This is a genomic window from Methylobacterium sp. P1-11, from assembly GCF_008329595.1.
Taxonomy (GTDB): domain Bacteria; phylum Pseudomonadota; class Alphaproteobacteria; order Rhizobiales; family Beijerinckiaceae; genus Methylobacterium.
In genome coordinates this window covers 135012-159006 of record NZ_NPKS01000014.1, presented here as the reverse complement: position 1 = coordinate 159006, position 23995 = coordinate 135012, and the positions used below count along the sequence as shown (strand labels likewise).

Genomic DNA, 23995 nt, shown 5'->3' with positions numbered 1-23995 from the left:
GGGACGCCCGCCGCCGTTGCGGCGGGCGCGGACCTGCCGGGCTCAGGGCCGGAGCGTCGCGAGCCTGTCGAGCATCTGCAGGGTGAGGTCGGCGCAGGCTTTCGTCGAATCGTCGTCGGCGCATTTCACGTCCACGCGCGCGTCGCCGCGCTCGAGCACGATGTGGGCGGCCCGCGACGGCGGGGGAGGCGGCGGCGGGTCGTCGGGACCGGGACCGCGCCTCGGATCGCCGGGCGGCGGTGGCGGCGCGCCGGCCTCGGGGCCGGGCCTCGGGCCGCCGGGCGGCGGCGGTGGGGCCTGCGCGAAAGCGGCCGTGCCGGACAGCAGCGCCGCGACACACGCGAGGGTGATGATTCGGGTCATGTCGGCTCTCTCCGAGGGGATCTCCGCTCCGCCGGCTTGGGGGCCGCGGGGCCAGCCGGCTCTAGGACCCGGCCGGAAAACCGGCCCTGAACCGTCCCATTCAGCCCCGGTTTAGGGACCGGACCCGCCGCCCGGACAGGCCGGCCGCGCGTCCGCGACTTTCGACAGGCCCGCCCGCATCGTGTAGAGGGGGCGCCTTCCCCTCGGAGGACCCTGTGCTCCACGTCTCGACTCGCGGCGCGGCCGCGCCGCTCTCGTTCTCGGACGCGCTCCTGGCGGGCCTCGCCCGCGACGGCGGGCTCTACGTGCCGCAGACTTGGCCGAAGATCGGTCATCCGGAGATCGCTGCGCTCGCCGGCCGTCCCTACGCGGAGGCCGCCAAGCGCGTGCTGCGCCCGCTGATCGACGGCGACATCGCCGGCCCTGACCTCGACCGGATGATCGACGCGTCCTACGCCACGTTCCGCCACCCGGCGGTCTGCCCGCTGACCCAGCTCGACGACAACCTGTTCCTGCTGGAACTCTTCCACGGGCCAACGCTCGCCTTCAAGGACGTGGCGATGCAGCTGCTCGGGCGGCTGATGGACCACGTGCTGGCTGAGCGCGGCGCCCGCGCCACCATCGTGGGCGCGACCTCGGGCGATACCGGCTCGGCCGCCGTGGAGGCCTTCGGCGGCCTCGACCGGGTCGACGTGTTCATCCTCTACCCGCACGGCCGGGTCTCCGAGGTGCAGCGGCGGCAGATGACCTCGGTGCCGGCGCAGAACGTCCACGCGCTGGCCGTCGACGGCACGTTCGACGATTGCCAGAACCTCGTCAAAGCCCTGTTCCAGCACGCGGATTTCGCCGATTCGGTGCGGCTGTCGGGCGTCAACTCGATCAACTGGGCCCGGGTGGCGGCGCAGGCCGTGTACTACTTCACCAGCGCGGTGGCTTTGGGCGCCCCCCACCGACCGGTCTCCTTCGCGGTGCCGACGGGCAATTTCGGCGACGTCCTCGCCGGCTGGGTCGCCAAGCAGATGGGTCTGCCGGTCGAGCGGCTGATGATCGGCACCAATGCCAACGACATCCTGGTGCGGACCCTGGAGCACGGCGCCTACGCGCTGCGCGGCGTGGTGCCCACCACCTCGCCCTCCATGGACATCCAGATCTCGTCGAATTTCGAGCGGCTCCTGTTCGAGGCGCTGGGGCGCGACGCCTCCGCCCTGTCGCGGCTGATGGCCGGTCTGAAGCAGTCCGGCGGCTTCGACCTGAGTCCGGAGGTTCTGGCCGCGATCCGCTCCGAGTTCGACGCCGTCGCGGTGCCGGAACCCGAGGTCATGGCGGAGATCGCCCTGACCCAGGCCGCCACCGGGGTGGTGCTCGACCCCCACAGCGCCATCGGCGTGCATGCCGGGCGGCGGCTGCTGGAGAAGGACCCGGCGACGCCGGTCATCGCGCTGGCCACGGCGCATCCCGCGAAATTCCCGGACGCGGTCGCCAAGGCCACCGGCGGCCTGCGTCCGTCCCTGCCCCCGCACCTCGCCGACCTGATGGACCGGCCCGAGCGCCTGACCCGGGTGGCCAACGATCAGGCCGCTCTGGAGACGCTCATCCGCGAGCGTGCCCGCATCACCAGGGGTTCCTGAGCCCGCGATGAACCAGCACTTCTCCACGCACGCCGCCTCGCCGTCCCTGCGCACGACCCGGCTCGACAACGGGGTCACGGTGGTCACCGAGCCGATGCCGGGGGTCGCCACCGCCAGCCTCGGCGTCTGGGTCGGGGCGGGCTCGCGCAACGAACGCGCCGACGAGGCGGGCCTGTCCCATCTCATCGAGCACATGGCCTTCAAGGGGACGCGGGCGCGCTCGGCGCAGGCGATCGCCGAGGCGATCGAGAATGTCGGCGGCGAGATCAACGCCGCGACCTCCACGGAGGGGACGAGCTACACCGCCCGGGTGCTCGGCGAGGATGTGGGCCTCGCCCTCGACGTGATCGGCGACATCCTCACCGATTCGGTCTTCGACGCGGGCGAACTCGCCCGGGAGAAGGGCGTGATCCTGCAGGAATACGCCGCCGTCGAGGACACTCCCGACGACGTGGTCTACGACGCCTTCACGGAGGCCGCCTTCCCGGACCAGCCCGTCGGCCGGCCGATCCTCGGGCGGCCGGAGACGATCCGGAGCTTCGACGAGGCCGGCATCCGGGCCTATCTCGACCGGGAATACACGCCGGACCGCATCGTCGTGGCCGGGGCCGGGGCCGTCACCCACGAGGCGATCGTGGCGGCGGCCGAGCGCCATTTCGGCGCCCTGCCGGCCAAATCCGCCCCCGCCTCCGTGCCGGGCGTCTACGGCGGCGGCGAGCGGCGGATGCCGCGCAAGCTCGAGCAGGCCAACGTGGTGATCGGCCTGCCGGGCCTCTCCTTCCGGGACGAAAGCTACTACGCGCTCCACATGTTCGCGCAGCTGCTGGGTGGCGGCCTGACCTCGCGGCTCTGGCAGGAGGTGCGCGAGACCCGCGGCCTCGCCTACGAGATCCAGGCCTTCCACTGGCCGTTCTCGGATTGCGGCCTGTTCGGCATCGGCGCCGGCACCGCCGGGGCGGACCTGCCGGAACTCGTCGACGTGACGCTTGCCGCCACAGCCCGCGCGGCCCGCGACCTCGGCGAGCCCGAGATCGCCCGCGCCAAGGCGCAGTTGAAGGTCTCGCTGCTCTCGGCTCTCGAGACGCCCGGCGGGCGCATCGAGCGCAACGCCCGCCAGATCCTGGCCTGGGGCCGGGTGATTCCCGCCGGGGAGGTGATCGACAAGGTCGACGCCGTCACGGTGGCGGATGTTCGGGCCGCGGCGGCCGCGATGCTGCAGGGCACGCCGACGCTGGCGGCGATCGGCCCGATCCGCAAGCTGCCCGCCCTCGACAAGATCGCGGGCGCGCTCCGGGCGGCCTGAGCGCCGCCCGACGCGATGGAGATCCGACCCGCCCCCTCGGGAGAGGGGGGAGATTGGGAGTCCGGGTTGGGCAGCCTCTGAGATAATTCGGATCGTGCCCAGAACCGCCCCCTCCGGTCGGGCCCAACTTGATTTGGCCGCAAAGGGGCGCGATCCGCGGCATGTGGACCGGCCGCGGGGCGACCTTGCCCCAGGTTAGGCCCGCGCCTATCGATCGAGGCCGCCCGGGCGGCCGATGCCGAAGCTCGCACGGCCGGAAGTCAAGACACCCTTGCGCATCCTCGCCCTCCTCCTGACCCTGGTCGGCGGTCTCGTCGGTGCCCTCGCGCTCGCGCTCGGCGTGAGCGGGCCCGCCCAGGCCGTGGAGGCGGTCCGCGTCACCCTCGACGCGCCGGTGATCGACCTGACCACCGCGATCGAGCGCTACCGCTCCGACGGCGACCTGATCCAGATCTCGACCGCACCCGGCAAGGACGGCATCGTCCGGCGCATCGTCGTGAAGGCGCGCGACGCCGGCGCCCGGCCCGACTGGATCGTGTTCGCGCTCACCAACGACACCGACGAGCAGATCGACCGCATCCTGGTCGCCCCGCATTTCCGGCTGGTCGATTCCGGAGTGATCTGGCCGGATCTCGGCGGCTCGCGCATCGCCGCCATCACGGCGAGCCAGGGTATCCGTCCAGAGCGCGACGAGAACCCCGAGGCCGACCAGTTCACCATCACGCTGGATCCCGGCGCGACCATCACCTACGTGGCCGAGCTGCGCGGCTCCAACGTCCCCCAGCTCCGCCTCTGGGATCAGGACGCCTACCGCCGCAAGACCGCCGGCCTGACCCTCTACAAGGGCATCATCATCGGGATCAGCGGATTGCTGGCCCTGTTCCTGACCATCGTGTTCGTGGTCAAGGGCGCGATCATCTTCCCGGCGGCGGCGGCGCTGGCTTGGTCGGTGCTCGCCTATGCCTGCATCGATTTCGGCTTCCTGCAGCGGGTCTTCCCGGTCACGGAACTGGCCGAGCGGGTCTACCGGGCCTCCGCGGAGGCGGTGCTCGGGGCGACGCTGCTGGTCTTCCTGTTCGCCTATCTCAACCTCGCCCGCTGGCACGTGCGCTACAGCCACGTGGCGTTCTTCTGGCTCGCCTTCCTGGCGGGCCTCGTCGGGCTCGCGGTGTTCGACCCGCCGGTGGCGGCGGGCGTGGCGCGGATCTCGATCGCCGCGGTGGCCGGCATCGGCCTGCTGCTGATCGTCTACCTCGCGGCCCATAACGGCTACGACCGCGCCATCCTGCTGGTGCCGACCTGGCTGCTGCTGGTGGTCTGGGTCACGGCGGCGGGCTTCGCGGTCACCGGCCAGATCGGCAGCGACCTCGTGCAGCCGGCCCTCATCGGCGGCCTCGTTCTGATCGTGATGCTGATCGGCTTCACGGTGCTCCAGCACGCCTTCGCGGGCGGCGGCCTCAGCCACGCCCTGGTCTCCGATACGGAGCGGCGCGCCCTGGCGCTGACCGGCGCCGGCGACGTGGTTTTCGACTGGGACGTGCCCGCCGACCGGGTCTTCGTCGGCCCGGAGATCGAGGGCCAGCTCGGCCTCGCCCGCGGCACCCTGGAGGGGCCGGCGACCAACTGGCTCGGCGCGCTCCACCCCTTCGACGTGGAGCGCTACTCGGCGGCCCTCGACACGGTGATCGAGGAGCGGCGCGGGCGCATCGTCCACGATTTCCGCCTGCGCTCGGAGGCCGGCACGTTCTTCTGGTACCGGCTGAAGGCGCGGCCGGTGATCGGCGCCGACGGCGAGGTCATCCGGGTGGTCGGCACCATCGCGGACGTCACCGAGATCAAGACCGCCGAGGAGCGCCTGCTCCATGACGCCGTGCACGACAGCCTGACCGGCCTGCCGAACCGCGAATTGTTCGGCGACCGGCTCGACGCGGCGCTCGCCTTTGCCGGCCAGGACCAGCGCCTCAAGCCGACCGTGATCGTGCTCGATGTCGACCGGTTCAAGGGCATCAACGACGCCATCGGCCTCTCGGCGGGCGACTCGATCCTGCTGACCCTGTCGCGCCGGCTCGGCCGCCTGCTGCGGCCGCAGGACACGCTGGCCCGGGTCGCCGGCGACGAGTTCGCGGTGATCCTCCTCTCCGAGCGCGACCCCGACCGGATCCTGGCCTTCGCCGAGATGATCCGCCGGGCGATCGCCACCCCCATCACCTACGCCGACCGGGAGATCTTCCTCACGGTCTCGATCGGCCTCGCCCTCTACGAGGCCGGCGCCAACCTGAAGCGCGACGAGGTGTTCAAGAGCGCCGAGATCGCCATGATCCAGGCCAAGCGCAACGGCGGCGACCGGATCGAGGTGTTCCGCGCCCATATGCGCACCGACCGCTCGGACCGGCTGATGCTGGAGAGCGATCTGCGCAAGGCGATCGAGCGCAACGAGCTGAAGGTCCTGTTCCTGCCGGTGGTGCGGCTGGAGGACCGGACCGTGGCGGGATTCGAGACCGTGCTGCGCTGGGACCACCCGAAGCTCGGGCGCATCCCGGCCTCCACTTTCCTGCCGCTCGCCGAGGAGAGCGGCTTCATCGTCAATCTCGGCATCTTCGCCCTGGAGCGCACGGCGCTGGAACTCGCGGCGTGGCAGCGCTCCCTGGAGGTCGAGCCGCCGATCTTCGCGGCCTGCAACCTGTCCTCGCGCCAGCTCCTGCGCCACGATCTCCTGCACGACGTGAAGACCGTGCTGGCCCGCTCCGGGGCCCTGCCCGGCTCGCTCAAGCTGGAATTCAGCGAGAGCCTCGTGATGGAGAACCCGGAATACGCCGCCCAGATGCTGGCGCGGATTCACGACCTCGGAGCCGGCCTGTGCCTGTCGGATTTCGGCACCGGCTACTCGGCGCTCTCCTATCTTCAGCGCTTCCCCTTCGACACGATCAAGGTCGACGCGACCTTCGTGCGCCAGATCGGCACCGGTCAGACCGCGATCCTGCGCTCCATCGTCCGGATGGCGAGCGAGCTGAACCTCGCCATCGTGGCGGAGGGCTGCGAGTCCGAGGCCGACGCCCAGGCGCTCGCCGGACTCGGCTGCGAATACGCCCTCGGCCCCGCCTTCGGCGAGCCGATGACCCTGCTGCAGGCCCGCCAAATCGTCGGAGCGGCGCCGGAGGCGGCCTGAGATTCCACCTGACCGGCCAATCAGGCATACTGCCGACCAACGATAACGCGGTGGCAGGGATGCGATGACGCCAGAACAGATCAAATGCGTGCAGGACAGCTTCGCGAAGGTGCGACCCATCGCCGGGACGGCGGCTGACCTGTTCTACGGTCGTCTGTTCGAGATCGCTCCGCAGGTGCGCGCCCTCTTTCCCGAGGACATGACCGAGCAGAAGCAGAAGCTGATGGCGATGCTCGGTCTGGCGGTGGCCAATCTGAACCACCCGCAGACCGTGGTTCCGGCGCTCCAGGATCTCGGGCGCAAGCACGTGGCCTACGGCACGCAGGATGCCCATTATGCTCCGGTGGGAGCGGCCCTGCTGTGGACCCTGGAGCAGGGCCTGGGCTCGGACTTCACGCCGGAGATCCGGGAGGCCTGGGCCGAGACTTACAGGCTCGTCGCCGGCGTGATGCAGCAGGCGGCTGCAGACGCGGTCTGAGAGGCCGAAACGAAGAATGGCGCCGATCGGTTTAAGTCGGCCTTAACCATGTCCGATCAAGCTCCTGTTGATAGGCGGGCCCTTCAGCGCCCGCGATGGGGATGGGTCGGATGGCCGAGGCGGCACGGCGTTACCAGCAGGCAGGCGGCTCGGACCTCGTGCGCCGCCTGATGGCCCGCCCGGTCCGGCTGGAGCAGCAGGCCCGGACCCGCCTGCCCCTCCGCGACCCACGCCACGCCGATGCGCTCACGGACGCGTTCGCCGACGATGCGGCGGACGTGCAGGACGAGGCCGATGAGATCGCCCGCCTCGAGACCGAATTGCAGGTGATGAAGGCGGTGCTCCGGGCCCAGCGGCAGGAGGTCGAGTCGCTGCGGGCGCAGCGCCAGCTCCTCACCGAATCGGCACCGACCGACGATGTCCGCGCGACCCGCGAGCGCTGGGCGGCCCTGGTCGACTCGCTCCTGATCCGCGCCCGCTGATCCGTCACCAGGGCATGCGGGGGAGAGCCATGGGGGCGCGCTGCTCGCTCGTCGTCAACGGTCGCTCGGTGCGCGTCTCGACCGGCGACACGCCGCTGGAGGCGGCGCTGGCCGAGGGCATGATCGCGCCGCTGCAGGCGCAGTCCGGCAACCTGCTCGCCGGCCAGGGGCTCGCCCAGGGAAGCGCGGCGCCGTCCGGCCGCCGGCACCCGGCCCGCCGGGCCCGGGCCGAGGCCCTGCGCCCGCCCCTTCCCGGCGCCCCGATCCTGGGCCAGGAGGAGGCGCCGCCCCCGCCCGTCGCCGTCCGCAAGGGGACGGTCACGGAGATCCGCCGGCTCAGCCCCGGAATCCTCGAGGTCGTCGCGACCCTGACCCGGCGCCCCACCGGCGAGCCCGGCCACCAGGCGCTGGTGACCTTCGCGGGGATGCCGACGCGGACGCTGTCCCCGACCCTGCGGGTCGACGGCACGACCGAGATCAACGACGTGGTGTTCCACGTCGCCCGCGACCCCGAGGGCGATCCCCTCGACGGGCTCCGGCTCGACCAGCCGGTGCGCCTCAAGGGGCCCGTCGGCCGGGGGCAGTACCGCCCCGGGGGCGGCCGCCTCGTGCTGGTGGCGGCCGGCGCCGGCTTCGGCGCGATCTGGGCGATCGCCCGGGCGGCCCGCTACGTCGAGCCGGCCCGCGAGATGGCCCTGGCCGTCGGTGCCCGCGACGCCCTGGATCTCTATATGCGCGAGAGCCTGGACTGGCTGCGCCGCACCGGCGTTTCCCGGATCGTGCTCTGCGCCGACCGCGGCCGCCAGCGGCCGCCGGACGTGCGTTCCGGCCCGCTCAGCGCCCACCTGCCGAGCCTGCGGGCCACCGACGTGGTCCATGTGGCGGGCGACGTCTCGACGGTCGGCGCCGTGCAGGTGCTCGCCGCCTCAGTGGGCGCCCGCTGCTACCCGATCGTCCTCGACTGACCGCGGCCGCCTCGACGTGGCGGCGTGCGGCTGATACCCGCGCCGGGGCGGCCGCACGGGGCCGGCCCCGTGCCCGATCCGAGCCTCGATGATCCGCGTCCTCTGCCTCGGCTACAGCGTCACGGAATTGCCGGGCTATGTGGAGCGGGCCAACGCCCTGGCCGAGGCCGAGGGTCGCCCGGTCACCGTCCTCCGCAGCGGCTGGGGCGGCCATTCCCTGCCCTCCATCGCCGCCCTGATCGACGAGATCCTGGACGCGATCCCCTGCGACCGCGTGCTCCTGGAGCTGTTCACCGGCAACGTCCGCTACTTCGACGGCGCGACGATGCGGGCCTATCTCGACGACATCCTCGCGGCGACCGCCCGGCGGAACCTGCCCGTCGCCTTTCTCAACCTGCACCAGGGCGGCGTCGACTACGCGGCCGAGCCCGTCGCCGGCCTGCTGGCGGAATACCGCGCCCTCTACGGGATCCCCTCTCTCGACATCGCCGCCCCGGTGGCGGCGGCGGGAGCGGGTGACATCACCTATCTGCTGACGGACGCGACCCACGTCACGCCGGCGGGCGCCGACCTCTACGGCCTCCTGGTCTACAGCTTCCTGCGCGCACCGCCGCCGGGCCACGCCTATATCGACCGGTTCCGGACTCTGCCGGGCCGGTTCGAGTCCCTGCCGCTCTGCACCCTCCCCGGCCTGTCCTGCGCGTTCGCCCTGCGCCGCAACGGCATCCCGCTGGACTTCCTGGAGATCCCGGAGGGCACGCGCGTCGCCGTTTCCCTCGGGCGACCCCGCGACGTGATCGGCCTCCTCGTGACCTACGGGCCGCAGGCGGGCACGCTGACAATCGAGGATTCCGCGACCGGGCGGGCACACACCCTCGTCGCCTACGACGAGTTCTCCTACTACACGCGCTCGATGTACCGCAGCGTCACACTCCCGGCGGCGTGCGCGCTGACGATCGCGCAATCGACGGAGCGTCCCGACATCGCCCTGCGCAAGGGGACGCCGGATCCGGGCCCGCGGCTCGGACGGGTGTCGCACATCATCTGCCGGCGCAGGCTGAGCCTCGCCCAGCGCGCGGTGCGCCTGCATCACCGGCTGCGGCGCAGCCTGCGCCGCATCGGGCTGCGGATCGGCCTCGTCCGCGGGGCCTGAGAGCCCGGCCCCGGAGCGAACGGGGCAGCGGGCCTTACGGAGCCCGACCGGCGGCCCGCGGCGACCGGCCCATCGCGCATCCGGCTCGGCTTCGGGATCCCACGCCTGCGCGGCTCGATCGGTTCGAAAGTGTCGACGTATTTGCTCCTGTATTCCAATTATTGCATCGGAACGCTAAATATTTCATATCGATATTGCCCTTGGTATCCTTAGAATCAGCTTGGAGCGCATGGATCTCGATTGAGCCTGTGTGATAAAAAGCTTTCCGCGTGCGGAAGGAGATCGGGCAACATGCGGATTCTGAGGAACACGAAGCTGCATGTCAAAATGTCCGTGCCCATCGTCATCATGGTGATTGTCGCTGCGAGTTCGGTCTTTTATGCGCTCGCGGGAATAAAAAATATGGAGGATAGAAACAGGTATCTGGTCGATTATTACTTCGCAAGATTGGAGATGTTCGCGCGCATCCGCGAGAAATTCGTCGATGCCGCACTCATGAATCGCAACCTCATCATCGGCCGGCCGGAGGCGGACCTTCCGCTCTTCCGCAGGCGCTACGACGAGGACGTCAAGGCCGTGGCCGACAGCGTCGAGACGCTGGCCGAGGGGTCGCGACGTAAGGAAATCGCGGCGCTGCAACGCCAGATCGGGGCGATCGCCCGGGACTATTTCGATCTGCTCGACCGCTCCAACTATCTCGCTCGCCGGAGCGACCGCCCTGCGGCGATCCAGGTCGGCGTCGTCGCGAGCCGTGAGGTCCGGGCGCAGTTCGACCAGGCGGCCCAGGCCTACGCGGCGGAGGCGGCGGCCCGCCTCGGCGAAGCCAAGATCGCGGCGCATCAGGAGGCCGAACGGGCGCGGACAGTGCTGATCGGCGCGGCCGTCGCGGGGCTGTTCGCCGCCCTCGGCCTCTCGGCCGCGATCGTCGGGTTCGGCGTGACGCGGCCGCTCCACCGCCTCGTTGCCGTGCTGCAGCGCATGGCGCGGGGCGATATCGAGGCCACGATCGTCGAGGCGCAGCGCGGCGACGAGATCGGGATGGTCGGGCGGGCGGTCGAGGCGATCCGGAGCATGGTCGCCCGCAACGCCGCCGCGGAAGCCGAGCGCCGCCAGCGCGCGGATGCCAAAGCCGCCGCAATGCGCAAGGATGCGATGATGGACCTCGCCCGGACCTTCGAGGAGGCCGTGGCCAAGATCGTGGACCGGGTCTCGGCCTCGGCGGGTGAACTGGAAGGTACCGCCCACCAGATGACCGCAACAGCCCAGGAGACGGCCAGCCAGTCCGGCGCGGTAGCGACGGCGGCCGAGGAAGCCGCGGCCAACATCAACGCCGTGGCGGCCTCGACCGAACGGCTCGGCAGCGCCATCCAGGCGATCGGCCGTCAGGCGAGCGGCTCGTCCGACCTCGCGCAGCAGGCGGTCGGTGAGGCCGACCAGACCGCCGGCCTCGTGGCCGAGCTGCGGCAGGCGGCCTCCGAGATCGGCGACGTGGTGCGGCTGATCGCGTCCATCGCCGGGCAGACCAACCTGCTGGCGCTGAACGCGACCATCGAGGCGGCGCGGGCCGGCGAGGCCGGGCGCGGCTTCGCGGTGGTGGCGGGGGAGGTGAAGGCCCTGGCCGAGAAGACCGCCAGGGCGACTGACGGGATCGCCGCGCAGGTCGGCCGGATCCAGGGCGTGACCGGTTCCGCGGTCGGTGCGATCGGCGTGATCATCGACCGGATCCGCGAGATCAACGGAGTGGCGATCGCGATCGCGGCGGCCGTGGACGAGCAGGGGACCGCCACGCAGGAGATCGTGCGCACCATCGGCGAGGCGACGCGGGGCGCCACGGCGGTGACCGGTACCATCGTCGGGGTGGCCGAGGCTTCGGAGCGGACCGGCGTCGCGGCCGACCATGTGCTCAGGGCCGCGACGGCCCTGTCACGCCAGTCGGAGCACCTCTCGGCGGAGGTGGGCCGCTTCCTGGGCGGCGTCCGCGCCGCCTGAGGCCCCCCGCCCGCGCCGGGCACCGACCCGCGCGGCGGGGTCGCGGATCGGCGCGATCCGCGACCCCGATTCTCGGCCCGACCGGCATTCAGCCCAGGCGGACCCGCCAGATCTCCTCGGCGTATTCGCGCATCGCCCGGTCGGAGGAGAACCACGCCATGCGGGCAGTGTTGCGGATCGCTTTCGCCCACCAGCCGCGCGGGTCGCGCCACGCGGCGTCGATGGCGCGCTGCACCCGCCAGTAATCGTCGAAATCGGCGGTGAGCAGGTACTGGTCGCGCCGGCGCAGGTCGTCGGTGAGCGGCCGGAACCGGCCCGGCTCCTCCGGCGAGAACCGCCCGGAGGCGATCATGTCGAGCGCCGCCGCCAGGCGCGGCGAGGCCTGGATCGCCTTGGCCGCGTAGTCCGGCTCGGCCTGCCGGGCGCGGATTTCGTCGGCCTCCAGGCCGAAGATGAAGATGTTATCCGCCCCGACATGGTCGCGAATCTCGATGTTGGCGCCGTCGAGGGTGCCCACCGTGAGCGCGCCGTTGAGGGCGAACTTCATGTTGCCGGTGCCCGACGCCTCCATGCCGGCGGTGGAGATCTGCTCGGAGAGATCCGCGGCCGGGATGATCGATTCGGCGAGGCTCACCGAGTAGTTCGGCAGGAACACCACCTTCAGCCGGTCGGCGACCTCGGGGTCGTCGTTGACCGCCTTGGCGACGTCGCAGGCGAGCTTGATGATCAGCTTGGCCTGGACATAGCTCGGTGCTGCCTTGCCGGCGAAGATCTTCACCCGGGGTGTCCAGTCCCGGTGCGGCTCGGCCTTGATCGCCTGGTAGAGCGCCACGGTCTCGACCACGTTGAGGAGCTGGCGCTTGTACTCGTGGATGCGCTTGACCTGCACGTCGAAGAGGGCGGCCGGATCGACGTCGATGCCGGTGCGCTCGGCGATGATCGCCGCCAGGGCTTCCTTGCGCTCCCGGCGCACCGCCGCGTAGCGCGCCACGAAGCCCGGATCCTCGGCATGGGCCTCCAGGCCCCGGAGTAGATCGGGATTGTCCAGCACGCCCGCGCCCACCGTCTCCACGGCGAGCCGGGTGAGGCCGGGATTGGCGTTGTGGAACCAGCGGCGGAAGGTGATGCCGTTGGTCTTGTTGACGATCTTGTCCGGATCGAGGGCGTGCAGGTCCGAGAAGACCGTCGAGCGCATCAGGTCGGTGTGCAGCGCAGAGACGCCGTTGACCCGGCGCGCGCCGTGGAAGGCGAGGTGCCCCATGCGCACCCGCCGTCCGTGCGACTCGTCGATCAGCGAGATCGACGCGAGGTAGGCCGCATCCTGGCGGCCGTGCTTGGCCTGCTCTTCCAGATGCATCCAGTTGATCAGGTAGATGATCTGCATGTGGCGCGGCAGCAGCCGCTCCATCAGTTCCACCGGCCAGGTCTCGAGTGCCTCGGGCAGGAGCGTGTGGTTCGTATAGTGCAGCGTGTGGGTGGTGACGTGCCACGCATCCTCCCAGGAGAGGCCGTACACGTCGAGCAGGACGCGCATCAGCTCCGGCACCGCGATGGCCGGATGGGTGTCGTTGAGCTGGATCGCCGCGTGGTCCGGCAGGGACCGGACGTCGCCGCGCTCGGCCACGTGGCGCGCCACGAGATCCTGGATCGAGGCCGCGGTGAAGAAGTATTCCTGGCGCAGGCGCAGCTCCTGGCCCTCGGCCGAGGAATCGCTCGGATAGAGCACCCGCGAGATCGCCTCGGCGCGCATCCGCGCCGCGACCGCGCCGACATGGTCGCCGCCGTTGAAGCGGGCGAGATCGATGGGCTCGCCGACCTCGGCCTTCCAGAGGCGCAGGCCGTTGACGTGGCGCCCGCGCCAGCCGACCACCGGCACGTCGTGGGCCACCGCCCGCACGGTCTCGGCCGGCTGCCAGTGCCGCCGGATCACCCCCTCCTCCGGCGAGGACAGCGTGACGGTGCCGCCGAAGCCGATCGGGTAGGTCGCCTCGGGCCGGGCGAATTCCCAGGGATTGCCCTCGGCCAGCCAGGTCTCCGGCGCCTCGCGCTGCCAGCCATCCTCGATGGACTGGCGGAACAGGCCGTGGTCGTAGCGGATGCCGTAGCCCATGGCCGGGATGCCGATGCTGGCCATGCTCTCCATGAAGCAGGCGGCGAGCCGCCCGAGGCCACCGTTGCCCAGAGCCGCGTCGGGCTCGGCCTCCTGCACGGCGTCGAGATCGGCCCCGAGTTCCCGGAGCGCGCTGCGGGTCGTCTCGGTGAGGCCGAGATTGTTCAGGGCGTCCGACATCAGCCGGCCGATCAGGAATTCCAGCGACAGGTAGTAGACGCGCTTGTTCGGGACGCTGCGCTCGGAGGCCAGAGCCGCGGCCACGATCCGCTCGCGCAGGGCCAGCGCGGTCGCCGCGAACCAGTCGCGCGGGCGGGCGGTCTCGGGCGTGCGGCCCAGGGCGAAGGCGAGCTTGGCGCGGATCGATTCCCGCAGGTCGGCCACCGCGTCGCCGCTCGCGGACAGCGCCGGGGCGGTCCAGGCGGCCGCGGCCGGAACCTCGGGTGCGCGCTCGTCGCGCGGGACATCTTGTGGCACAGGCCGGGTCAGAACATCGTTCAACACGTGCGGGTCCCCCAAAGTCGTCGCCCCGGATTCTAGCGCCGGGGGTATCGTGGGCGGATTATCTCTTTTGATGGATTGCCGCCGCATGAACGGGCGAGCGATCCGTGCCCCGAAGCGTCCAACGATGCGGTCGGCTTCCGGCGAAGTCGTGGCAGCGCCGTTCCGGCGGAACGCACGGGCACGGCGAAGGAGATATGGCACGGCATCGTGACATTCCAGACACAGCCTCGCGCGGCGGCGCTGCACGAGGGGCATGCCGGCCGCGCAAGTGGGCCGCAGCCATTCCCTGAACGAGGGCGTCAAGAGGGGGGCGCGGCGGCGGGCCGATTCGTCCACGCCCGGCGCGCACTCGGAGCGCATCCGTTGCCGGTCGCCAGAGCGTGGGTCAGCGGTTAAGCCTGGGCCGCCAACGCGAAGGGCGCAGCATGACCGACACCGTCTGGTGGAAGCGCGGGACCGTCTATCAGGTCTATCCCCGTTCCTTTCAGGACACGAACGGCGACGGGGTCGGCGACCTGCCGGGGATCACGGCGCGGCTGGACTACCTCGCTTGGCTGGGGGTCGACGCCGTTTGGATCTCGCCGGTCTACCCCTCGCCGATGGCGGATTTCGGCTACGACGTGGCGGATTATTGCGGGATCGACCCGCTGTTCGGCACGCTGGCCGATTTCGATGCCCTGGTGGCCGAGGCCCATCGGCGCCGGCTGAAGGTGATCCTCGATTTCGTGCCGAACCACTCCTCGATCGCGCATCCGTGGTTCGCGGAGAGCCGGTCGTCCCGCACGAGCCCGATGCGGGACTGGTACATCTGGCGCGACCCGGCGCCCGATGGCGGTCCCCCCAACAACTGGGTGTCGAATTTCGGCGGGCCGGCCTGGACGCTGGATGCGGCCACCGGCCAGTATTATTACCACGCCTTCCTGGCCGAGCAGCCGGACCTGAATTGGCGCAACCCCGCGGTGCGGGCGGCCATGCACGACGTGCTCCGCTTCTGGCTGGAGCGCGGGGTCGACGGCTTCCGGGTCGACGTGATCTGGCACCTGATGAAGGATGCCGGTTTCCGCGACAATCCGGCCAATCCCGATTACGCGCCGGGCGCGCCCGAGATCAACCGATTCACCCAGGTCTACTCCGCCGACCGGCCCGAGATCTTCGACGTGATCTCCGGCATGCGGGCGGTGCTGCGCGACTACGGCGAGCGGGTGCTGATCGGCGAGATCTACCTGCCGGTGGAGCGGCTGGTCGCCTATTACGGGCCGGACCTCACGGGCGCCGACCTGCCGTTCAACTTCCAGCTGATCCAGACCCCGTGGCGGGCCGATGCGGTGGCCGACCTCGTGGCGCAGTACGAGGCGGCCCTGCCCGAGGGCGGCTGGCCGAACTGGGTGCTGGGCAACCACGACCAGCCGCGCATCGCCGCCCGGGTGGGCGAGGCCCAGGCCCGCATCGCCGCGATGCTGCTCCTGACCCTGCGTGGCACCCCGACCCTCTATTATGCCGACGAGATCGGGCTCGGCCATGTGCCGATCCCGCCTGAGCGCGCCCGCGACCCCTGGGAGCACAACGAGCCCGGGCACGGCCGCGATCCGGAGCGCACGCCGATGCAGTGGGATGACAGCTCGCAGGCCGGCTTCTCCACGGCCGAACCCTGGCTGCCTCTGGCGGAGGATTGGGCCACCCGCAACGTCGAGAGCCAGCGCGCGGACCCCGCCTCGATGCTCACCCTGTATCGGCGGCTCCTCGCCCTGCGCCGCGACCATGCGGCGCTCGCCGTGGGCGGCTACCGGGCGGTGCCGCTGGGGCGCGCGGAGGTGTTCGCCTACGAGCGCTTCGCCGACGAGGCCGTTCTGCGAGTGTTCCTGAACTTCGGCGCAGCGTCGCAGGATCTGCCGCTGCCCGAGGGCGGCTGGACCGTGCTGCTCTCGACCCGCGCGGGGCGCACGGGCGAGGTGGCCGGCCTCACCCTGGCGCTGGAGCCCGCCGAGGGGGTGATCCTGCGCCGCGCCGGGTAAGCGGAGCCCGCTCCCGGCTCCGGCGCCCGTCAGGCCGGAGACCGAATCAGGTGTCCGGCGCACGCCGCCCGTCGGGCGAGGATCGTTGGCCGGGCGCCCACGGGCGTGTTCGGCGGCACTTTCCCCGGCCGAAGAGTCGTCTTCAGGGGCCGAAATCCGCCGCTCCGGCGCGATTTCCTGCTGCGATGCGACATAGGTAAGTGAAGCTTAATGCGCCCGGTGGCCTATTTTGTGCGTCGCAACGGAACCGTCGCGGCGAGGGAGCATTAGCCGTGGTTGAGATCGCGACAGCCGTGCCTGGCCGATCGTCTGCCAGACCGGGGCATTCCGCCCGGCCAGGATCAATGTTGATGCTCGATGCGCGCCGTGGTGGTTCCTTCGCCGAGTATTCGTCCGGCGAAGAGGACGGCGTCGTATCCGTTCCGGCCCGGCCGGCCTCTCTGCGCCGCCGCATCCTCTACGCCACGCCCGAGATGGCCGATTTCGTGAAGACCGGCGGTCTCGGCGAAGTCTCGGCCGCCCTGCCGCGGGCCCTGGTCCCGCACTACGATATTCGCGTCCTGATTCCGGGCTACCGGCAGGTCCGCGCGGCCTTCCCCGAGATCCCGGTCATCGGCCGGCTCGAGGGCTTCGCGGGTGTCCCGGCCTGCGATCTCGGTCTGGTCGAGGCGGTCGACGGCCTGCGGATCTACGTCCTGCTCAGTCCCGAGCTCTACGAGCGCGACGGTACGCCCTACGGCGACCAGCACGGCGATTTCGGAGACAACGACCTGCGCTTCGCCCGCCTCAGCCTCGCCGCGGCGGAACTCGCCGCCGGCGGCGCCGATCCCGACTGGGCGGCCGATCTCCTGCACCTCAACGACTGGCAGGCGGCCCTGGCCCCCGCCTACCTGGCCTGGCGCGGCCGGCGGGTGCCGAGCGTGCTGACGATCCACAACCTCGCCTACCAGGGCCTGTTTCCCCGGGACGCCCTGCCCCGCCTCGGCGTGCCGGAATCGGCCTTCCAGGTGGAGGGCGCCGAGTTCTACGGGCAGCTCTCCTTCCTCAAGGCCGGCATCTTCTACGCCTCCCAGGTCACCACGGTGAGCGAGACCTACGCGCGGGAGATCCAGACTCCCGAGATGGGTTGCGGCCTCGACGGGCTCCTGCGCACCCGCGCCGGTCAGGGCCGGCTTGCCGGCATCCTCAACGGCATCGACGAGACCTGGGACCCGAGCACCGACCCGCATCTCGCCACGCGCTTCGAGGTCGACGACTGGAAGGGCAAGCGCGCCAATGCCGAGGCGGTGCGCCAGCAGTTCGGGCTGGCGGTCTCCCGCGGACCGCTCTTCGCCATCGTCTCGCGCCTCGTGCACCAGAAGGGCATCGACCTGAGCCTGCAGGCGGCCGAGGCCATCGTGGCCGAGGGCGGCCAGCTCGTGGTGATCGGCCAGGGCGAGGGCCGGTTCGAGCAGGCGCTCCGCGGCCTCGCCAAGCGCCATCCCGAGGCGGTCGGCGTGCATGTCGGCTTCGAGGAGGCGCAGGCCCGGCGGATGTTCGCGGGCAGCGACTTCCTGCTGATGCCCTCGCGCTTCGAGCCCTGCGGGCTGGCGCAGATGTACGCGCAGCGCTTCGGCTCCCTGCCGATCGTGCGCCGGACCGGAGGCTTGGCCGACACCGTCGAGGACGGCGTGACGGGCTTCACCTTCGCGGAGGCCTCGGCCGCGTCCTTCGGGGCGGCGGTCCGCCGGGCCCTGGAGGCCTTCGGCCAGAAGAAGCGCCTCCACGCCATGCGGCGGCGCGCCATGGTGGCCCGCTTCGGCTGGGACCAGGCCGCCGACAACTACGCCGGGCTCTACGGCCGGGCCATCGGCAACAGCACGGCCCTGCGCTGGCGGGCGGCGTAGGACGGTCGCGCGGCGGATCGCGTGCCATCCCCTCCTGGCCGACGGGGCGGTTGCCCAGGGTAGGATCGTCTCCGTAGCGCTCGGTGGGCCCACACCTATGACGGCGCAGCGCACCGTCCTTCCGGGGCGCCGCAGGCGAGCCCCGAAGCCAGAGACACTATCGGGTGCCGAGACTTGGCGCGTCGGCGGGTGTGATCCCGGGCTCCGCTGTGCGGCCCCGGGATGACGCGCTGGCTCCTGAAGCGGGGGAGGACGTCTCCTCGCCCCCTCACCCCTCCAGCAGGAAGATCATCGTGGCCAGCGGCGGCAGGGTCAGCGACAGGCTTTGCTTCTGGCCGTGGCTGGCCTGCTCCTCGGCGTGGCGGCCGCCCTGGTTGCCCAAATTGGAGCCGCCATACACGCCGGCATCCGAGTTGAACGCCTCCCGGTAGAAGCCCGCCTGCGGCACGCCGATCCGGTAGCCCTCGCGTGGCACCGGGGTGAAGTTCGACACCACGATGGCGATCTCGCCGGGCTTGGCGCCCTTGCGGGCCCAGGCGATGACGCTGTTGTCCTGGTCGTCCGCCACCAGCCACTGGAAGCCGGTATGCTCGACGTCACGGCTGTAGAGGGCCGGCGTCGAGACGTAGAGCCGGTTGAGGTCGCGGATCACGCTCTGGACGCCCTTGTGCAGGGGATCCTCCAGCAGGTGCCAATCCAGGCTGTTGTCGTGGTTCCACTCCCGCTCCTGGCCGAACTCGCCGCCCATGAACAGGAGCTTCTTGCCGGGATGCCCCCACATGAAGCCGTAATAGGCCCGGAGATTCGCGAATTTCTGCCAGCGGTCGCCCGGCATCTTGCCGAGCAGCGAGCCCTTCCCGTGCACCACTTCGTCGTGGGAGAGCGGCAGGATGAAATTCTCCGAGAAGGCGTAGAGCAGCCCGAAGGTCAGGTTGTGGTGGTGGTAGCGGCGGTGGATCGGATCCTCCTGCATGAAATGCAGGGTGTCGTGCATCCAGCCCATGTTCCACTTGAAGCCGAAGCCCAGGCCCCCGGTATAGGTCGGGTGCGAGACGCCGGGCCAGGAGGTCGATTCCTCGGCCACCGTGATCGTCCCCGGGGCGTGGCTGTAGGTCGCCTCGTTGGTCTTGCGCAGGAAGTCGATGGCGTCGAGGTTTTCGTTGCCGCCGTAGCGGTTGGGGATCCACTCGCCCTGGCGGCGGGAATAGTCGAGATAGAGCATCGACGCGACGGCATCCACGCGCAGGCCGTCGAGATGGTAGTGCTCCAGCCAGAACCGGGCGTTGGCGGCCAGGAAGGTCGCGACCTCCGTGCGGCCGAAATTGTAGATGTAGGTGCCCCAATCCTGGTGGAAGCCCTGGCGCGGGTCGGCATGCTCGTAGAGGTGCGTGCCGTCGAACAGGCCGAGCCCGTGGGCATCCAGCGGGAAGTGGCCCGGCACCCAGTCGAGCAGCACGCCGATGCCGGCCTCGTGCGCGGCATCCACGAAGGCGGCGAACTCCTCCGGCGTGCCGAAGCGGCTCGTCGGCGCGAACAGCGAAACCGGCTGGTAGCCCCAGGACCCGTCGAACGGGAACTCGGTGATCGGCAGCATCTCGATATGGGTGAAGCCCAGATCCTTGACGTAGGGGATCAGCCGCTCGGCCAGCTCCCGGTAGGTGAGATAGCGGTTCCCCTCCTCGGGCACCCGCGCCCAGGAGCCGAGATGCACCTCGTAGACCGAGATCGCCGCGTGGCGCGGGTCCTTGGCGCCGCGGGTGCTCATCCAGCCGGAATCGCGCCAGTCGAACTCGCCGGTCCCATGCGTGACCGAGGCGGTCTCCGGCGGGTGCTGGGCCGCGAAGGCGACCGGGTCGGCCTTGAGCGGGATCAGCGCGCCGTCGGGGCCGCGGATCTCGAACTTGTAGCAGGTGCCCGCCTTGAGGCCGGGCACGAACAGCTCCCAGATCCCGCCATCCTGCCACAGGCGCATCGGGTGGCGCCGGCCGTCCCAGTCGTTGAAGTCGCCGACGACGCTGACCTTGCGGGCGTTCGGGGCCCAGACGGCGAAGCGGAAGCCGTCGATGCCGTCGAGCTGGCCCGACTGGGCGCCCAGCATCCGGTAGACGAGATTGGTGCCGACCTCGCGGAGGGAGGCCACGTCGTACTGCTCGATCGAGGAGCCGAAGCCGTAGGGATCGTAGCGGCGGCGCTTCGTCCCGTCCCAGGACTCGACCTCGATCTCGTAGAGGGGCCGGTGCTCACCCTCGACCCGGGCGACGTAGAACCCGTCCGGATGGCGCTTCTCGAACGGCACGGTGCGGCCGTCCATCACCAGGGTGGCGGCGCGTGCCTCGGGCAGCACGGCGCGGACCTCCCAGGCCTGGGGCCCGACCCGATGGGGACCGAGCACCGAGAACGGATCGCCGTGATTGGCCGCCATCAGGGCCGCGATCGCGTCCGGATGGACGCTCGGCGGCTGCGCGACGCCGGAGCCCGGGACATTCGCGTTCCGCACCGTCGCCGCTTCCGGGTCGGCCCGCATTGCGAAGGTCTCGTCGATCGCCGTCATTCAGATGCTCCGGGCTCGTGTCCGTCCGTGTCCAGAATGGTGAGAACCCCCCGCGCGGGGATTTCGATCCAATCCGGCCGGTTGTTGGCCTCGTAATCGACCTCGTACAGGGCCTTGGTCAGCAGGCAGAGGCGCAGCAGCCGGGCCCGGCTTCCTGCGTCGGTCACGGCCGCCCGGGAGCCCGCAACCGCGGTCTCGTAGCCGGTCAGGAACGCCGCCTCGATCATGCCCCGCCATGCCGTGGCAGCACCTCGCGCCCGCTCCTCGGAATCCCCGAACCGGGCGGCGATCTCGCGGATCACCGTCTCGGCGCCGTACGCGAAGGAGCGCATCAGGCCGGCGACGTCGCGCAGCGGCATCGACTTGGCCCGGCGCTCGTCGGCCGGGCGCGAGGGCTCGCCCTCGAAGTCGACGATGATCAGGTCGTTCTCGGAGACCAGCACCTGACCGAGGTGGTAGTCGCCGTGGATACGGGTCTTGTGGGCGCCGCGGACCGGTTCGGCGGTGAGCGCCTCGATCAGGGCCTCGACCGCGCCGCGACGCTGGCCGAGTTCGGCGCAGGCCGGCTTGCCGGAATCGAGTCCCCGCTCGGCCAGGCCCTTGAGCGCCCGGAAGGCGCGCTCGGCCTGGTGGCGGGCGTCGCGTGCCAGCACCGCGAGGTCGTCCGCCGTGAACGGCTCGGCCGCGAAGGCCGGGTCGTCGGTCTCGATGGCGAGCGCCGCGTGCAGCTCGGCGGTGCGCCGTCCGAGGAGGTCGGCCCAAGGCCCGTGGGCCTGGAACGCCTCCTCGGGGCTGGCGGCCTCGCTCTCGGGGGTGAGAACCACGGTCTCGAAGTCCCGGCGTAGGCCCTCCAGCATCAGGGTCCAGGCGTCGCCCTGGTTCATGACGAACTTCTGCAGCACGGCCAGCGCCGTGCGGGTGCCGTCCTCGGCCACGTGCTCCAGGGTGCCGAGCAGCGCCGGGGTGTTGGCGAAGCCTGCCTCCTCGGTGAGGAAGCGCCCGACCTCGATCTCGGGATGCAGCCCCGGCTGCAGGCGGCGCAGCAGCTTGAGCATCATTTTCGATCCGACGGCGATCGATGTGTTGCTCTGCTCCGCCGAGAGCCGGCGGATATCGGCCACGTCCACCGTGACGTCCGGGTCGAAGGCCGAGGTGACGGCGAAGACGAGGCGCCCGTTCTCCGTGGGGATCTCGCGGGCCTGCCGCATGTCGTCGATCAGGCAGGCAGCGAAGTCGTTGGAGCCGGCTGCGCCGTAGAGCAGCCCGGTGCGCGGTCCCCGGCGCACGCGCGCCACCGCAAAGGGCAGCAGCGTCTCGTCTTCCCGGCCCTCCTCGACGCCCACGGGCATGAAGTATTCCTGGGCTTCGCCGTTGGCGAGCTGCACCTGCAGCCGCGGCAGCAGGAAGCGCGCACTCCCGTCGACGTCCTTCAGGGCGGCGCAGTCGATGACCTTCACGCCCTTGATCCGTGAGCCCTTGGCGCCGAACCAGCGGCGGCTCATCAGGAAGGGCGGCACGACCGTGCGCTCGAAGGCGACACGCTCGCGTCCGCTCATCAGGCTCTCGATGCCGCCGGTGAGCACCAGGGTGAACAGCTCCGGCGGCTCCTGCTGCGGGCCGATCACCCCGGACCGCGCGGCGCTCAAGCTGAACCAGTAGAAGCCGTAGGACGGCAGGGTCAGCAGGTAGGGCAGGTCGCCGATCGGCGGGAACTCGGTGCCGCCGGTCAATTCGATCGGCACCGCGGTGCGCAGCTCCGACAGGTCGAGCTGCACCGCCTGCGGCGCGCGGGACAGGTTCGCCACGCACAGCACCCGCTCGTCCTCGTGCTCGCGGATCCAGGCGAGCACCTTCCGGTTCGACGGGTACAGGAACTGGATCGTGCCGCGCCCGAGGGCGACGCTGTTGTTGCGGATCGCGATCATGCGCCGCGTCCAGTTCAGCAGGCTCGTTTGTGCCTGGGTCTGAGCCTCGACGTTGATCGCGTCGAAGCCGTAGATCGGGTCCTGGATCGCCGGCAGGAACAGCCGTTGCGGGTTCGACCGGGAGAAGCCGCCGTTGCGGTCGGGCGACCATTGCATCGGCGTGCGCACGCCGTCGCGGTCGCCGAGATAGATGTTGTCGCCCATGCCGATCTCGTCGCCGTAATAGAGCACCGGCGTGCCGGGCATCGACAGGACGAGAGACTTCATCAATTCGATCTTGCGCCGGTCGTTCTCGAGCAGCGGCGCGAGGCGGCGGCGGATGCCGAGATTGATCCGGGCCCGCCGCTCGGCGGCGTAGAACGACCAGAGGTAGTCACGCTCTTCGGCCGTCACCATCTCGAGCGTCAGCTCGTCGTGGTTGCGCAGGAAGATGGCCCACTGGCACCCGTCCGGGATCTCGGGGGTCTGGCGCATGATGTCGGTGATCGGGTGCCGGTCCTCCCGGGCGATCGCCATGTACATCCGCGGCATCAGCGGAAAGTGGAACGCCATGTGGCATTCGTCGCCGTCGCCGAAATACTGGGCGGTTTCCTCGGGCCATTGGTTGGCCTCGGCCAGCAGCATCCGGTCGGGGTAGCTGGCATCCAGCGCGGCGCGGATCTTCTTGATGACGTCATGCGTCTCGGCGAGGTTCTCGCAATTCGTGCCGTCGCGCTCGATCAGGTAGGGGATCGCGTCGAGGCGCAGGCCGTCGACGCCCATGTCGAGCCAGTAGCGCATCACCTCGATGACGGCCTCCAGCACGGCCGGGTTGTCGAAGTTCAGGTCCGGCTGGTGGCTGTAGAACCGGTGCCAGAAATACTGCTTGGCGAGCGGATCCCAGGTCCAGTTCGAGGCCTCGGTGTCGAGGAAGATGATCCGCGTATCCTTGTACGGCTCGTCGGTGTCCGACCAGACGTAGAAGTTGCGCTCCGGCGAGCCGGGGGGCGCCTCGCGGGCGGCCTGGAACCAGGGGTGCTGGTCCGAGGTGTGGTTGATGACGAGTTCGGTGATGACCCGCAGGCCCCGCGCATGGGCCGCCTCCACGAAGGCCTTGAAGTCCTCCATGGTGCCGTAGGACGGGTTGATGTCCCGGTAATCGGCGATGTCGTAGCCGTCGTCGCGCAGGGGCGAGGGGTAGAACGGCATCAGCCAGATCGCCGTGACGCCGAGATCGCGCACGTAGTCGAGGCGCTGGGTCAGGCCCTCGAAGTCGCCGATCCCGTCGTTGTTCGAGTCGAAGAACGACTTGACGTGGATCTGGTAGATGATGGCGTCACGGTACCATTGCGGGTCGCTGCGATCGATCATCGCGTCGCTGCCTCATCGGTCGGATCTGACGGGACCGGCGGGGGAACCGGCCGGGGCGCGGGCGGGGGGCCGCCGCACGGGTGCAAGGGGCGGCGACGGGCACGCCCGCCGCCGGATTCAACGGCCATGG

At 70.6% G+C, this 23995-nt stretch carries 14 protein-coding genes; 10 read left to right on the top strand and 4 right to left on the bottom strand.

Annotation, left to right across the window (positions count from 1 at the left end):
• Positions 1-42 precede the first annotated feature (42 nt).
• Positions 43-363, bottom strand: coding sequence for a hypothetical protein (locus CIW48_RS16160; RefSeq protein WP_149311684.1), 321 nt, complete (start codon positions 361-363; stop codon positions 43-45).
• Positions 364-578: 215 nt separating this feature from the next.
• Between CIW48_RS16160 and thrC the strand changes: the two genes are divergently transcribed.
• From thrC to CIW48_RS16120, 8 genes are all read left to right on the top strand, one after another.
• On the top strand, positions 579-1991 hold the full coding sequence (gene thrC, locus CIW48_RS16155) for a threonine synthase (protein ID WP_149311683.1): 1413 nt from the start codon (positions 579-581) through the stop codon (positions 1989-1991).
• 7 nt (positions 1992-1998) lie between these two features.
• The gene (locus tag CIW48_RS16150) at positions 1999-3294 is read left to right on the top strand and encodes a pitrilysin family protein (RefSeq protein WP_149311682.1); all 1296 of its coding nucleotides are present in this window, start codon (positions 1999-2001) and stop codon (positions 3292-3294) included.
• A 235-nt stretch (positions 3295-3529) separates the two neighbouring features.
• On the top strand, positions 3530-6460 hold the full coding sequence (locus tag CIW48_RS16145) for an EAL domain-containing protein (protein WP_091788508.1): 2931 nt from the start codon (positions 3530-3532) through the stop codon (positions 6458-6460).
• Between the two features lie 64 nt (positions 6461-6524).
• Positions 6525-6938, top strand: a complete 414-nt coding sequence (locus CIW48_RS16140) for a globin family protein (RefSeq protein WP_149311681.1) — start codon at positions 6525-6527, stop codon at positions 6936-6938.
• Positions 6939-7048: 110 nt separating this feature from the next.
• On the top strand, positions 7049-7420 hold the full coding sequence (locus tag CIW48_RS16135) for a hypothetical protein (RefSeq protein WP_149311680.1): 372 nt from the start codon (positions 7049-7051) through the stop codon (positions 7418-7420).
• A 29-nt stretch (positions 7421-7449) separates the two neighbouring features.
• Positions 7450-8385 carry a ferredoxin--NAD(+) reductase gene (locus tag CIW48_RS16130; RefSeq protein WP_149311679.1) on the top strand — a complete coding sequence of 312 codons (936 nt, stop codon included), beginning with the start codon at positions 7450-7452 and terminating at the stop codon, positions 8383-8385.
• An 88-nt stretch (positions 8386-8473) separates the two neighbouring features.
• Entirely contained in the window at positions 8474-9538 is a 1065-nt protein-coding gene (locus CIW48_RS16125; protein WP_149311678.1) for a hypothetical protein, read from the top strand.
• 453 nt (positions 9539-9991) lie between these two features.
• Positions 9992-11527 (top strand): HAMP domain-containing methyl-accepting chemotaxis protein, encoded by a 1536-nt coding sequence (locus CIW48_RS16120; protein ID WP_246695268.1) that lies wholly within the window; start codon positions 9992-9994, stop codon positions 11525-11527.
• An 88-nt stretch (positions 11528-11615) separates the two neighbouring features.
• On the opposite strand, the gene CIW48_RS16115 is transcribed toward CIW48_RS16120, so the two are convergent.
• Positions 11616-14228 (bottom strand): glycogen/starch/alpha-glucan phosphorylase, encoded by a 2613-nt coding sequence (locus CIW48_RS16115; RefSeq protein WP_246695267.1) that lies wholly within the window; start codon positions 14226-14228, stop codon positions 11616-11618.
• A 338-nt stretch (positions 14229-14566) separates the two neighbouring features.
• On the opposite strand from CIW48_RS16115, the gene CIW48_RS16110 reads away from it, so the two are divergent.
• Positions 14567-16153 (top strand): alpha-amylase family glycosyl hydrolase, encoded by a 1587-nt coding sequence (locus tag CIW48_RS16110; protein WP_149311676.1) that lies wholly within the window; start codon positions 14567-14569, stop codon positions 16151-16153.
• Positions 16154-16503: 350 nt separating this feature from the next.
• Positions 16504-18039, top strand: a complete 1536-nt coding sequence (gene glgA / locus CIW48_RS16105; RefSeq protein WP_149311675.1) for a glycogen synthase GlgA — start codon at positions 16504-16506, stop codon at positions 18037-18039.
• Positions 18040-18307: 268 nt separating this feature from the next.
• Here glgA and glgB read toward each other — a convergent pair whose 3' ends face one another.
• The gene (gene glgB, locus CIW48_RS16100) at positions 18308-20590 is read right to left on the bottom strand and encodes a 1,4-alpha-glucan branching protein GlgB (protein ID WP_149311674.1); all 2283 of its coding nucleotides are present in this window, start codon (positions 20588-20590) and stop codon (positions 18308-18310) included.
• Positions 20587-23865 carry a maltose alpha-D-glucosyltransferase gene (treS, locus tag CIW48_RS16095; RefSeq protein WP_149311673.1) on the bottom strand — a complete coding sequence of 1093 codons (3279 nt, stop codon included), beginning with the start codon at positions 23863-23865 and terminating at the stop codon, positions 20587-20589. Before treS ends, glgB begins: the two co-directional genes overlap by 4 nt.
• Positions 23866-23995 lie beyond the last annotated feature (130 nt).